Raw genomic sequence first — 13,165 nt, forward strand, 5'->3', positions numbered from 1 at the left:
TCCTTTGCCATTGCGCATCGTTCAGTTCGTACCGCTTCACCGCCATCACTTGCTCCGCGTCTCAACACGAATGCCTATGAATCAGCGATCAGCTCGTTTGGGAATCCCGAATGTCGATCCGCACTAGAGGGAGCGTGCACCTAGGCGTCGGCCCAGCGGCGGAGCAGATTGTGGTACACACCGGTCAGCGCCACCACCTCGGCATGGCCCTGCCCCAGGTCTCCGGCCAGCGTCTGGATCGAGCGATCGAGATCGAACAGGATTCGGCGCTCGCCATCGTCGCGCACCATCGACTGGAGCCAGAAAAAGCTGGAGGTCCTGGCACCCCGCGTCACCGGATCCACCCGGTGGAGGCTCGACGACGGATAGAGGATCGCGTGCCCCGCGGGCAGCTTGACGCTCTGCTCGCCGAACAGCCCCTCGATCCGCAGCTCGCCGCCGTCATAGGCCTCGGGCGGTTCGAGGAACACGGTCATCGACAGATCGGAGCGGATGCGGAAGTCGCTGCCGCGCTGGATGCGGATGGCATTGTCGACATGGGTGCCGAATGCCTGGCCACCGGCATAGCGGTTGAACAGCGGCGGGAACACCTTGAGCGGCAGCGCGGCGGCGACGAACAGCGGCGAACGCGCCAGCGCATCGAGGATGATCGCGCCCGCCTTGCGGTGTGCCGCGCCGCCTTCGGGCAACTGTTCGTTGCGCTTGGCGAGTGCCGATTGCGCGCCCGAGGTGACGTTGCCGTCGACCCACTCCGCTGCATCGATGATGCCGCGGATCGTCGCGACTTCCTGGGGCGTCAGCAGGTCGGGAATGGGAATCAGCAAAGATGGGTCTCCAGCTCCGGCCAGGGCGAGCGGCGGAGCCAGTCGCGGGCCTTTTCGACAAAGGCCGGGGTCGCGGTTTCGCGGCAGCGGGTCAGCCAGTGCGCCGCCGTCTCCAGCAGCCCGTCGCCCGCGAGCATGCGGGCATGGTTGAACGCGCCGCGGAAATCGCCGCCCTCGGCCGCGCGGGCATAGCAGTCGGCGGCCTTCCCCATGTCCTGCGGCACCACCCAGCCATCCTCGTGGAAGCTGCCGACATAGTTGATCGCCTTGGCATTACCCGTCGCCGCGGCCTTTTCGAACCAGCCGAGCGCGGCGGCCTTGTCCTCGGTCAAGCCTTCGCCGAGCGCGAGCGCCGTCGCGTAATTATACATGCCCCAGTCGAGCCCGCGCTCGGCGGCGACGCGGAAGCATTCGGCGGCGCGGACCTTGTCGACGCCGGTGCCCCAGCCGAGATCGTAGCAGCGCCCGAGCATGTTGAGCGCCATCAGATGCCCGGCGCGGGCGGCGCGGCCGAACCAGTCGAACGCCTCGTGCTTGCGGCCCTGATCGAGCAGCATCTGCCCCCATACCGCCTGTGCCTCGGCGACGCCGGCCTCTGCCCCTTCCCGAATCAGCGCCGCCCGCGCCTCCGGCGAACCGGAGAGGCGGGCGGCGATCTCGTCGGCGCTCAGGGCATCGATGGATACCCGCATCAGAACTTTACGTTCAGCGTCGCGAAGGCCGAGCGACCTGGCGCGATCGTCGCGTAATGCGAGGTATAGGCCTGGGTGTAATAGGTCTTGTCGGTGAGGTTCTGCACATTGGCGCTGATCCGGATCTTGTCGGTCAGCTGGTACCCCGCCTGCGCATCGAAGCGCCAGTAGGAGGGCACGGTGCGCACCAGCACCTTGGTCGCCGGGTTCACCGTCACCACGCCGCTGGCATCCTGGGTGGCGGTGCGGTTGTCCTGATAGCCGCCGAACACCCGGCTCATATAATAGGCGCCGCCGCCGAAGCTGAAGCGGTGCGTCGGCTTGAAGTTCGCCGAGAGGGTGAAGCTGTCCTTGGCGGTCTGGGGTGCCTGGCGGCCGGTGTTGACCGAGGGGACCAGCACCGTCTTGGCTAGCTGGCTGCCGACCGCAGCGGCCGTGAGCGCGGTGAAGCCGCCATCGACGATCTTCGGATCGAGATGGGTATAGCCGCCGAACACGCTCAGCCACTTGGTGACGTTGCCGTTGAAAGTGAGCTCCAGCCCCCGGATGCGGCGCTTGCCGACGAACTGCACCGTATTATCGGCGCTGGTCACGCGGGCATTGTCGGTATCGGTCTGGAACACCGCGACGCCGAGTGCGAGCTGCTCGTGGAACAGATTGGCCTTGGCACCCGCCTCATAGGATTTGGTCTTCTCGACCTTGAGGCTGTCGAGCAGCGCGGCTGCAGTGACCGTGGTGCCGAGCGAATTGCCCTCCTGGCCTTCGCCCAGCAGGCTGTTCGGCGGCGTCGCGGCGGTGGCGTAGCTGGCATAGAGGCTGGTGTTCGGCGTCGGCTTGAACACCAGGCCGGCCTGCCAGTTGAACAGGTTGTTGGTCTTGCTCAGGCTGAAGGTGCTGGTGGCGGTCGCCGCCTGGCCGGGGGTGACGGTCGATTCGAAGTGATCGTAGCGAGCGCCCAGGTTCAGGATCAGCTGGGGCAGCAGCGTGATCGAGTCGAACCCATAGACCGACACGGTGTGCGCGTCGTTCTGCGTCTCGGTGATCGGCGCATTCTTCACGATCGCGGTCGCCGTCGTCGAGGTATCGCTGGTATAGTTCACCCAGGCGTCGTTCGGGTTCGGGTTGAACAGGCTGGCGCAATAGAAGCGCGCGATCGACGCGCTGTTGCAGCGCGGACTGATCGTCGAGCCGTTGGCCGAAACGAACGCGCCGCGACGCGCCTTCTCCCAGCTGATCTCGACGCCGGTCGAGAAGCTGTGCTCGATCGCGCCGGTCTTGAACGTGCCGAACAGGTCGGTCTGGTTGGTCAGCGTCTTGGTATAGCCATAGCGGGTGTTGCCGCGGCGCCAGACATAGCCGCCGGTCAGCACGTCCCCGCGCGCGCCCGCCTGGCCCGTGGTCGGGTTGGTCGCGGCCGTGCCGTAGACGTTGCCCTGGCTGTCGTCCGGCAGCGTGAAGATATAGTCCTGATAGGTGTAGCCGAAGCGCGACGTGTTGCGCAGCGTGATGCCGCCGAAGTCATGCTCGGCGCGCAGCGTCGCCTGGTGCACCTGCGTGTTGCGGAAGTCGCGATCGGCAAGACCGTAAAAGGCCGAGCGCGAGACCGTGCCGGTCTGCCCGCCGATGGTGGTGAACTTGCCCATCACCGGCGCGCTGTAGATGGTGCCGGTGCCCGGCGCGTTCGCCAGCGTGTAGCGATACGGAATGCCGGCGTCGGGCAGTTCCTGGCTTTCGGTATAATAATAGGCGGCGGTGAGGCGCGTGTTCGTGCCCATGCCGAGCGTGATCGAGGGCGCGATGCCCCAGCGGCGGTTCCAGATCGCGTCCCGCCCGGCGACGTCCTGATCGTGGAACATGCCGGCGATGCGGACACCGATCGTGTCCGTCACCTTCTCGTTCACGTCGAGCGTGAAGCGGCGATAGTCGGCGGTGCCCACGCTTGCCGACGCCGAGACGAAGTTTCCGGATACCGGCAGCTTGGAGATGATGTTGATCGAGCCGCCGGCGCTGCCGCGGCCGCCCAGCGTCGAATCGGAGCCACGAACGATCTGCACGCGGTCGGTGGCGAACACCTCGCGGGTCTGCGCGCCGAGATCGCGCACGCCGTCGACAAAGGTCGAGCCCTGGCTGTCGAAGCCGCGGATGAAGGGGCGATCGCCGATCGGATTGCCGCCCTCGGCCGCGCCGAAGGTGATGCCGGGGACGGTGCGGAGCGCATCGGCCAGCGTGGTCGAGCCGGTCTGGTCGATGATCTCGGCCGAGAGCACCACCACCGAACGCGGCGTGTTCACCACCGGCGCCACCGCCTTCGGCCCCACCTGCTCGTTCGCGCGCTGGCCGTTGACGACGATGCGATCCTGGTCGTCGGAATCAGCGCCGTTCTTGTCCGAGTCGGCATGCGCCGGCGCCGTGGCGACGAAGCCGACACAGGCGAGCGCGAGGAAGGCGGGAACGCGGCTGGAAGTGGCTGGAGAAGACGAACGCAACGCTGGGTACCCCCGTATGATTGTTACGGGCCTGCTATTGAGAACGCCTCGCAGAGTCAACGCTAATGCGAGCGGTTTGCATATTTTCCGGCGATACGGCGGATTTCACCTATCTGGATCGCACCTAGTTTCCACTATACCGGTATAGGAGATATTATCGCGCGGCGGTTAAAATGGCCGAAATCGCTACTACCAGTGCGGCGGCAGCGATGGTCTCGCGCTTGGAGTGCCGGTTCCATTCCCAGAAGCGATACCCGGCGAACACCGGCATGTTGCGGCGAAGCCCGCCGCCGAACTGCTCAATCCATTGATATTCGCGCTGGGTGATTTCGCGCGCCACGCACACCGCGATGGCACAGAAGGCGCCCAGCCAGCTGCCGGGCACATAGCCGACGCCCAGCAGGCGCGCGAGCAGCATTGTGGCCAGCTGCAACGCCAAGGCGAGCGGAAGATGCGCGAACATGCGGCGGAAAACGTCGGAGCCGCCGCACGGTTCAGCGGCACCGCAGAGGATTGCCACCATGGCAACGGACATGCCCGGACGCACCGGCGGGCCAAGTCAGGCGGTCGCGCGCCTGCTGCGCTTCGGGCTGGCCGATTTGAGCACGCCGCGGCGGAACAGCCGTGCGGCGATCGTCAGCGTGATCGCCACCCACAGACCCTGCCAGGCGAAGGCGAGCGCGTGCGGCCACAGCTCCGGCGCGTTCGCGGCCCGTGCCGCCATCGCCATCGGCGAACTGAACGGGACGATCTGCGCGGCGGTCGCCACCCAGCTCTCCGGATTGCCGGCTGCATAGGAGGCCATGCCGAACATGGCGAACTGGAAGATGGTGATCGGCAGCGACAGCATCTGGATCTCGCGCTGGGTGGAGGCGAGCGCGCCGACGCCCAGGAACACCGCGCTTTGCAGCAGATAGGCCATCACGAAATAGCCGATCAGCAGCAGCGGGAAGACCGGCCCCACCGCCACGCTGAGGTCGGAGAACAGCCCGCTCATCGTCGGCGGCAGCAGCCTGGGCAGGTTGGCGACCAGCGTCCCCCAGAAGGCAACGAACAGCAGCGCCGATCCGAACGCGCCGAGCAGCTTGCCGAAGAACACGCTTTCCAGCGGCACCGCGGCGGCGAGGATCTCGATCACCTTGTTCGATCGCTCCTCGGCCATCGCCCCCACCGCCTGGCCCGAGAGCATCAGCGTGACCAGGAAGATGGCGAAGGTGGAGAAATAGGCCGCCTGCCCGCGCCCGCTGACGGTCGGCGCCTCGCGCGTGATGGTCTCGAAACGAGGCGTGCTGCGGATCCCGGCGGCATGCTCTGCCCGCAGCGTCTGGGCGGCAAGCGCGGCGAGGTACCGGCCTTCCGCCTCGGCACCCGCACGCCGCAGCACGGTCGGATGGTCGAGCGGGCCGTAAAGCACTGCCGCGGCCTCGATCGCATCCGAATCGAAGGTCGCGCGCGCCTGGCGCACCGTATCGCCCTCCGACGCTTCGAGCTGCAACTTCGGTCGCGCGGAGTCGCGGGTGAACACGCTGCGCAACTCGCGATCGGCAGCACGCAGCGCGTCCTGCTGGCCCGCGGGCGCGATCGCGACGATCACCTGCCGCGCCTCGCCGGCAGCCCCCGCCGCCTGGCCGCTGAGGCCGCCGATCACGCCGAAGCCGATCATCAGCAGCGGGCTGAGCAGGAACAGCAGGAACGTGGGCGTCATCACCGTGGCCTTGAGATCGCGGCGGGCGATGGTGAGCGCGTGGCGCAGGAAGCGCGGCATCATGCGATCGTCTCCGGCTGGTCGGCCAGCGCCTCGGCGCCGACGATGCGGACAAAGGCGTCGTGCAGCCCCGGCCGCTCGATCGACAGGCCGGAGATGCCGTGCCCGGCCTCGATCAGCCGGACGAGCAGCGCCTCGATGCCGCTATCCGGCACGGTGAAGCGCCAGCTGCCCTCCTGCCATACGGCGTCGGCGGGCAGCATCGCGGCGATGGCGTCGGCATCTTTGCGCGGCGTGTAGCGCGCCCGCAGCGGCAGCAGCGCGCGGGCCTCGTCCACCGTGCCCTCGAACCGCACCTTGCCGCCGGCGATCACCGAGATGCGCTCGCACAACCGCTCGGCATGCGCCATCACATGGGTGGAGAAGAGGATCGTCGCCCCCCGATCGCGCTGGGCGCGGATCAGCAGCTCCAGCCGTTCCTGGTTGACCGGATCCAGCCCCGAAAAGGGTTCGTCGAGCACCAGCAGCTCGGGTTCGTGCACCACCGATCCGAGCAGCTGCACCAGCTGCGCCATGCCCTTCGACAGCTTGCGGATCTTGTCGTCGGCGGCGTGGCCGAGCCCGGCGCTTTCGAGCAAGGCATCGGCACGCTTGCGGCCCGTCTTCCACGGCAGCCCGCGCAGCGCGCCCATGAACGCGATCGCCTCGCGGCACTTCATGTTGGGATAAAGCCCGCGCTCTTCCGGCAGGTAGCCGACACGGTCGCTCTCGTCGCGCGGGTGGCGGCTGCCGAGCAGGGTGCGCTCGCCCTCGTCCGGCTCGATGATGCCGAGCAGCATGCGCAGCGTAGTGGTCTTGCCCGCGCCATTGGGGCCGAGCACGCCGTAGATGAGGCCCTTGGGCACCGCGATCCCCACGCCATCGACGGCGCGGCGCTCGCCGAAGCGCTTGACCAGCCCGGAGGCGCTGACAGCCAGTTCCTGCACTTTGCCTCCCCCTGATTGTCGCAACGTGGTAGCGGGAGCGCGTGGCGCAAGACAAGTCCCTCGAAGAACGACTGAAAGCAAAGGCGAGCGAGATCGGCTTCGCGGCGTGCGGGATCGCGGATGCCGATGCCGCGCCGAAAACCGCCGAGCGGCTGCGCGCGTGGCTGGCCGAGGGCGCGCATGGCGACATGCTGTGGATGGAAGAGCGCGCCGAACAGCGCGGCAGCCCCAGGGGCCTATGGCCCGAGGTGCGATCGGTGATCGCCCTCGGGATGAGCTACGCCCCCACCAGCGATCCGCTCGCCCTTGCCGGCGAAGGCGAGATCGGCCGCATCTCGGTCTATGCGCAAGGCGCCGACTATCACGACGTGGTCAAGCGCCGGCTGAAGGAGCTCGCGCGCTGGCTGGTCGCCGAGGCACCCGGTGCCGACGTGAAGGTGTTCGTCGATACCGCGCCGGTGATGGAAAAGCCGCTGTCCGAGGCCGCAGGACTCGGCTGGCAGGGCAAGCACACCAATCTGGTAAGCCGGGCCCATGGCAGCTGGCTGTTCCTCGGGGCGATCTACACCACGCTGGACCTGGCACCCGACGGCCCCGGGCGTGGCGGCTGCGGCAGCTGCGATGCCTGCCAGACCGCCTGCCCGACCAACGCCTTCCCCGCCCCCTATCGCATCGACGCGCGCCGCTGCGTTTCCTACCTCACGATCGAGAACAAGGGCCCGATCCCGCACGCGCTCCGCGCCGGCATCGGCAACCGCATCTATGGCTGTGACGATTGCCTGGCGGTCTGCCCGTGGAACAAGTTCGCCGCCGCCGCCCAGGCGAACCTCGCCTTCCATCCCCGCGCCGAACTCACCGTGCCGCGGCTCGCCGATCTGCTGGCGCTCGACGACGCCAGCTTCCGGGAGGTGTTCGCCGGCTCGCCGATCAAGCGCATCGGCCGCGACCGGATGATACGCAACTGCCTGATCGCCGCCGGCAACAGCGGCAGCGCGGCGCTGGAGCCCGCCATCCGCGCGCTGCTCGACGATCCGGCCCCCGTGGTGCGCGGCGCGGCGGTCTGGGCACTCGCGCAGGTCGACCCGGCCAAGTGGCGGGAAGAACGTGCGCGGCGTGCGGCAGCGGAACCGGATCCGATCGTGCAGGCGGAATGGGCATCGACAGACGAGGGATGCGGGCCGAGCGGATGTTCAACCGTTTGCGCAGGCACTTGACCCATTCTTTTTAGGTTTTCGCACCTGCGAAGGCACGCTAATCGATGCGTTCCTTTTGGGGGGAGAATCCAATGCGCTTGTTTTTCATCGCGACGTGCTGCCTTGTTGCTTCGCCGGCTTTTGCCCAGCAGACCGCGCCTGCCGCGGCACCGGCGGGGACTGGGCCGGCAGCGGAAGCGCCTGCGCCCGAAAAGCCCATCTGCCGCCGCATCCAGGTAACCGGTTCCAACATGGCCAAGCGCGAGTGCCATAGCCGCGCCGAGTGGAAGGCGATCGACGCGCAGCAGGACCCTAGCAGCGTCCGCGCCTTCCAGAACCGCCCTACCGGCGGTTGACGCGAGGTGTGGGCGTGCGGGACGGCTTGACTCGTCCCGCCCACCCCGCTAGGCGCGCCGCTTCGCAATTGGCCCCGCACCCCCGGTGAAGCGGTGGCCCTTCGCTCTTCTCGCAAGGAAAGGCACAGGCGAAACCGGGATCGCGATCAGGACGGTTCACCGCCCGGGTCAACGTCACAGCAATTGGTAAGGAATTGACATGTCGAAGCGCTCCAGCGCCAAGCATAAGCTCGATCGCCGCATGGGCGAAAACATCTGGGGTCGTCCGAAGTCCCCGGTGAACAAGCGCGAGTACGGCCCGGGCCAGCACGGCCAGCGCCGCAAGGGCAAGATGTCGGACTTCGGCATCCAGCTGCGCGCCAAGCAGAAGCTCAAGGGCTATTACGGCGACATCACCGAGAAGCAGTTCAAGCGCTCGTACGAAGACGCGTCGCGCATGAAGGGCGACACCGGTCAGAACCTGATCGGCCTGCTCGAGCAGCGCCTCGACATGATCGTCTACCGCGCCAAGTTCGCGCCGACGATCTTCGCGGCCCGCCAGCTGGTCAACCACGGTCATGTCCGCGTCGACGGCGAGAAGTGCAACATCGGCTCGCGCCGCATCAAGCCGGGCCAGGAAATCAGCCTGAGCAGCAAGGCGCAGGAAATGGCCCTGGTCATGGAAGCGCAGAGCCTGGCCGAGCGCGACATCCCCGACTATGTCGTGCCGGAAGGTGCGTCGAAGGTCACCTTCACCCGCGTGCCGACGCTCGACGAAGTGCCGTACCCGGTGAAGATGGAACCGAACCTGGTCGTCGAGTTCTACTCGCGCTAATTCGGTTCCTTCGGGAAACGAGAAAGGGGGCGGTCCTTCGGGCCGCCCTTTTTCGTTGGGCTGGACCGGACCCGCAGGGCTTGCCAGAACAGGCGCACCAGGAGGAACTCCATGCGCTTTTCGTTGCTTGCCCTTGCCCTGCTCTCCACCACCGCCGCCCAGGCCCAGACCGCGCCCGCCATCTCGGTCGACACGCTGAAGACCGTCACCCAGACCCTGTCCTCCGACGCGTTCGAAGGCCGCAAGCCGACCACCGCGGGCGAGGACAAGACGATCGCCTATCTGATCGAGCGCTTCCAAAAGGCGGGCCTCCAGCCCGGCAACAAGGGGCAATGGGTGCAGGACGTGCCGCTGGTCGAGCTCAGCGTGCAGAGCCCCAGCAAGCTCAGCTTCACCGGCGGCAAGACGCCGGTATCGCTCGCCTACGGCAGCGAAGCGGTGTTCTCCACCTATCGCGTCACCCCGAAGATCGAGCTGAAGGACAGCGAGGTCGTGTTCGTCGGCTATGGCATCAACGCGCCCGAGCAGGGCTGGAACGACTATGCCGGCGTCGACGTGAAGGGCAAGACCGTCGTCATCCTGATCAACGATCCCGACTGGCAGACGATGACGCTGGACGGCCCCTTCGGCGGCCGGGCGATGACCTATTATGGCCGCTGGACCTACAAGTACGAGGAAGCCGCGCGCCAGGGTGCGGCGGGCGCGATCATCATCCATGATACGGAGCCGGCCGCCTATGGCTGGGGCGTGGTGGAAAGCAGCTGGGGCGGCCCCAAGCTCGAGCAGGACACGCTAGGCAATCATGCCGACCAGTCGCAGCTGATCGGCTGGATCCAGCAGGATTCGGCGAAGGCGCTCTTCGCCAGCGCAGGCAAGGACTATGCCGCGCTGGTCGAGGCGGCGAAGCACAAGGGCTTCAAGGCGGTGCCGCTGGGGGTGAAGGCTTCGGCCAGCTTCGGGGTGGGCATCAAGCGCCAGGCCTCGAAGAACGTCGTCGGCATCCTGCCCGGCACCGAACGGCCGGACGAAGTGGTGCTGTTCTCGGCGCACTGGGACCATCTCGGCCACTGCAAGCCGGTGAACGGGGACGACATCTGCAACGGCGCGGTCGACAATGCCACCGGCACCGCCGGACTGGTCGCGCTGGCCGAGGCCAATGCCAAGGCGGGGCCGGCCAAGCGCAGCATGGTGTTCCTGGCGGTGACCGCCGAGGAACAGGGGCTGATCGGCTCGCAATATTATGCCGAACACCCGGTCTATCCGCTGGCGAAGACGGTGGGCGGGGTGAACATGGACGGGCTCGACATCGTCGGCAAGGCACGCGACTTCGTGCTGACTGGCGCGGGCAAGTCCGAGCTGGAGGACCTGGTGAAGCCGTTGGTCGCCGCCGAGGGCCGGGTGATCGGCGTGGAGCCGAGCCCGGAAAAGGGCGGCTATTACCGTTCGGACCATTTCAGCTTCGCCAAGCTGGGCGTGCCGATGCTCTATGGAGAGAGCGGCGAGGATCTGGTGGTCGGCGGAAAGGCGGCCGGCGCCAAGGCGGCGGCGGACTATACGGAAAAGCGCTACCACAAGCCGCAGGACGAATATGATCCCAACTGGAACTGGGACGGGGCGCTTTCGGACCTGCGAATCTATTACGGCCTGGGCCGCGAACTGGCCGAGGGCAGCAGCTGGCCGAACTGGTTCAAGGATGCCGAATTCCGGACGATCCGGGACAAGGCACGGGCGGGGCAGTAAGGCGGTTCATCGCGCCTTCCATTGTCATCCCGGCGAAAGCCGGGATCTATTGGGGTCTCCGTCGCGGCTTCTGCTGATGCCGAGAGTCGAATGGATCCCGGCCTTCGCCGGGATGACGGCTGGTGGGTGCGGGAACGGCCGGCCTTTCCCCTGTCACGCTACGGGGCTAAAGGCCGCGCCATGACTCGTACTCCTCCCCCCGAATGGGCGCCGCACGACGCGGTCTGGATCGGCTTTCCCAGCCACGCTGACCTCTGGGTCGAAGACCTGGAGCCCGCCCGCGAAGAAGTGATCGCCTTTGCCCGCGCGGTACATGCCGAAGGCCGCGGCGAGCGCGTGATCCTCGTCGCCGCCGATGACGCCGCCGCAGAGGTCGCCCGCACGATGGCTGGCGACGCGGCCGAGGTGGTGACCGAGCTGTTCGGGGACATCTGGCTGCGCGATACCGCCGGCATCATCACCGGCGATGGCGTCGCGCAGGATTTCGGCTTCAACGGCTGGGGCGGCAAATACGACCTGGAAGGCGACGACACGATCGGCGCCCGCCTCGCCGCGCGGCGCGGTCTTACCGCCGCCAAGCATGGCTGGATCCTCGAAGGCGGCGCGATCGACGGCGACGGCACCGGCCTGTGCGTTACCACCGAACAGTGCCTGCTCAACCCCAACCGCAACCCGGACCTCGACCGCGCTGCCATCGAGGCGAAGCTGGCGGCGGACCTCGGCTACACCCGCGTGCTGTGGCTGGGCGACGGCCTCGCCAACGACCATACCGACGGCCATGTCGACAATCTCGCCCGCTTCGTCGGCCCGAACCGGCTGCTGATCCCCACGCCCGTCGAGGACGATCCCAATGCGGCGATCTATGCCGATGCGGTCGCCCGCGCCGAGGCATTCGGCGTGAACGTCGTGCGCATGCCCTCCCCTGGCGCGGTGCTGGACGAGGATGGCGCGGTGATCCCGGCGAGCTACATGAACTTCTACATCGGCAATGCCGCCGTGGTGGTGCCGCTCTACGGCCAGCCCAACGACCAGGCCGCGATCGAGACACTGCAGGGCCTCTTCCCCGGCCGCGCGATCGTCGGCCAGCGGGCAGACCATATCCTCACCGGCGGGGGCAGCTTCCACTGCATCTCGCAGCAGATCCCGACGATCGGGTGACCGCCTTCGCCGTCCGCGCGCTGCTCTCCGGGCTGATCATCGCCGCCGTGGCGATGCTGGCCCGGCGTAGTCCCGCGTTCGGCGCTTTGGTCGCGTCGCTGCCGCTGATCTCGCTGCTCGGGGTCGTGTGGCTGTGGCGCGACACGCAGGACCCGGTGCGCGTGGCGGATCATCTCCAGGCGACCTTCTGGTATGTGCTGCCCTCGCTCCCCATGTTCCTGCTCGTACCCGCGCTGCTGCGATCGGGGCTGGGCTTCGCCCCCGCCCTGCTCGCCGGCATCGCGCTCACGATCCTGTTGTATTTCCTGACCGCCGCGGCGCTCGCCCGGTTCGGCATCACGCTCTGAGGACCGTCATGACTGAGATTACCGTCGGCGCGCTGCAGCTCGCCTTCTCCAACGATATCGATGCCAACATCGCGCGCGTGACCGAGTTGGTCCGCGAGGCGGCCGGGCGCGGCGCGCAGGTCGTGCTGCCGCCCGAACTGTTCGAGGGCGAGTATTTCTGCCGCGTCGAGGACGAGGGCCTGTTCGCCAACGCCAAGCCGGTGACCGAGCACAAGGCGGTGCTGGCGATGCAGGCGCTCGCCGCCGAGCTTAGCATCCACATCCCCACCAGCTTCTTCGAGGCGGACGGGCCGCACCATTACAACAGCCTCGCGATGATCGGCCCCGACGGCAAGGTCTCAGGCGTCTATCGCAAGAGCCACATCCCCGACGGCCCGGGCTATGAGGAGAAGTTCTACTTCCGCCCCGGCAATACCGGCTTCAAGGTGTGGGACGGCCCCGGCGCCAAGCTGGGCGTGGGCGTGTGCTGGGACCAATGGTATCCCGAAACCGCGCGCGCGATGATGCTGATGGGCGCCGAGCTGCTCTTCTACCCCACCGCGATCGGCAGCGAGCCGCATGACGACAGCCTCGACACCGCCCGGCTGTGGCGCCGCGCGATGGTGGGCCATGCGGTCTCCAACGTCGTGCCGGTGATCGCCGCCAATCGCGTCGGCACCGAACATGGCCAGACCTTCTACGGCACCAGCTTCATCACCGACGAGCGCGGCGACATCCTCGCCGAACTGGACCGCGAGGAAGAGGGCGTGATCACCGCGACGCTCGACCTCGACCGGGTGAAGCGCCACCGCGCCGCCTTCGGCTTCTTCCGCGATCGCCGGCCGGAGCTGTACGGCCGCCTGGTGCAGGACATCTGACCGGACC

13 protein-coding genes are annotated in these 13,165 nt (G+C 67.5%); 7 read left to right on the forward strand and 6 right to left on the reverse strand.

Annotated elements, in window-relative coordinates; all coding sequences use genetic code 11:
• Positions 1-140: 140 nt before the first annotated feature.
• From QZ814_RS00005 to QZ814_RS00030, 6 genes are all read right to left on the reverse strand, one after another.
• Positions 141-824 (reverse strand): Fe2+-dependent dioxygenase, encoded by a 684-nt coding sequence (locus QZ814_RS00005; RefSeq protein WP_294328949.1) that lies wholly within the window; start codon positions 822-824, stop codon positions 141-143.
• Positions 818-1,516, reverse strand: a complete 699-nt coding sequence (locus QZ814_RS00010) for a tetratricopeptide repeat protein (protein ID WP_294328950.1) — start codon at positions 1,514-1,516, stop codon at positions 818-820. Before QZ814_RS00010 ends, QZ814_RS00005 begins: the two co-directional genes overlap by 7 nt.
• Positions 1,516-4,002: a TonB-dependent receptor gene (locus QZ814_RS00015; protein ID WP_294328951.1), complete on the reverse strand. Its 2,487-nt coding sequence runs from the start codon at positions 4,000-4,002 to the stop codon at positions 1,516-1,518. Before QZ814_RS00015 ends, QZ814_RS00010 begins: the two co-directional genes overlap by 1 nt.
• Positions 4,003-4,156: 154 nt before the next feature.
• A complete protein-coding gene (locus QZ814_RS00020) occupies positions 4,157-4,525 on the reverse strand; it encodes a hypothetical protein (protein WP_294328953.1) in 369 nt (122 codons plus the stop codon).
• A gap of 36 nt (positions 4,526-4,561) precedes the next feature.
• Positions 4,562-5,770 carry an ABC transporter permease gene (locus QZ814_RS00025; RefSeq protein ID WP_294328954.1) on the reverse strand — a complete coding sequence of 403 codons (1,209 nt, stop codon included), beginning with the start codon at positions 5,768-5,770 and terminating at the stop codon, positions 4,562-4,564.
• The gene (locus QZ814_RS00030; RefSeq protein WP_294328955.1) at positions 5,767-6,693 is read right to left on the reverse strand and encodes an ATP-binding cassette domain-containing protein; all 927 of its coding nucleotides are present in this window, start codon (positions 6,691-6,693) and stop codon (positions 5,767-5,769) included. The genes QZ814_RS00025 and QZ814_RS00030 overlap by 4 nt, the downstream gene beginning before the upstream one ends.
• 41 nt (positions 6,694-6,734) lie before the next feature.
• Between QZ814_RS00030 and queG the strand changes: the two genes are divergently transcribed.
• From queG to aguB, 7 genes are all read left to right on the forward strand, one after another.
• A complete protein-coding gene (gene queG, locus QZ814_RS00035) occupies positions 6,735-7,907 on the forward strand; it encodes a tRNA epoxyqueuosine(34) reductase QueG (protein ID WP_294328956.1) in 1,173 nt (390 codons plus the stop codon).
• A gap of 71 nt (positions 7,908-7,978) precedes the next feature.
• The gene (locus QZ814_RS00040; RefSeq protein ID WP_294328957.1) at positions 7,979-8,242 is read left to right on the forward strand and encodes a hypothetical protein; all 264 of its coding nucleotides are present in this window, start codon (positions 7,979-7,981) and stop codon (positions 8,240-8,242) included.
• Positions 8,243-8,441: 199 nt separating this feature from the next.
• A complete protein-coding gene (gene rpsD, locus QZ814_RS00045; protein WP_116469360.1) occupies positions 8,442-9,056 on the forward strand; it encodes a 30S ribosomal protein S4 in 615 nt (204 codons plus the stop codon).
• Between the two features lie 111 nt (positions 9,057-9,167).
• The gene (locus QZ814_RS00050) at positions 9,168-10,796 is read left to right on the forward strand and encodes a M28 family metallopeptidase (RefSeq protein WP_294328958.1); all 1,629 of its coding nucleotides are present in this window, start codon (positions 9,168-9,170) and stop codon (positions 10,794-10,796) included.
• Positions 10,797-10,976: 180 nt separating this feature from the next.
• On the forward strand, positions 10,977-11,954 hold the full coding sequence (locus tag QZ814_RS00055; RefSeq protein WP_294328959.1) for an agmatine deiminase family protein: 978 nt from the start codon (positions 10,977-10,979) through the stop codon (positions 11,952-11,954).
• A complete protein-coding gene (locus QZ814_RS00060) occupies positions 11,951-12,301 on the forward strand; it encodes a DUF3147 family protein (RefSeq protein ID WP_294328960.1) in 351 nt (116 codons plus the stop codon). The genes QZ814_RS00055 and QZ814_RS00060 overlap by 4 nt, the downstream gene beginning before the upstream one ends.
• Positions 12,302-12,309: 8 nt before the next feature.
• Positions 12,310-13,158 carry an N-carbamoylputrescine amidase gene (gene aguB / locus QZ814_RS00065; protein ID WP_294328962.1) on the forward strand — a complete coding sequence of 283 codons (849 nt, stop codon included), beginning with the start codon at positions 12,310-12,312 and terminating at the stop codon, positions 13,156-13,158.
• Positions 13,159-13,165 lie beyond the last annotated feature (7 nt).

This window comes from uncultured Sphingomonas sp. (assembly GCF_913777625.1).
GTDB lineage: Bacteria > Pseudomonadota > Alphaproteobacteria > Sphingomonadales > Sphingomonadaceae > Sphingomonas.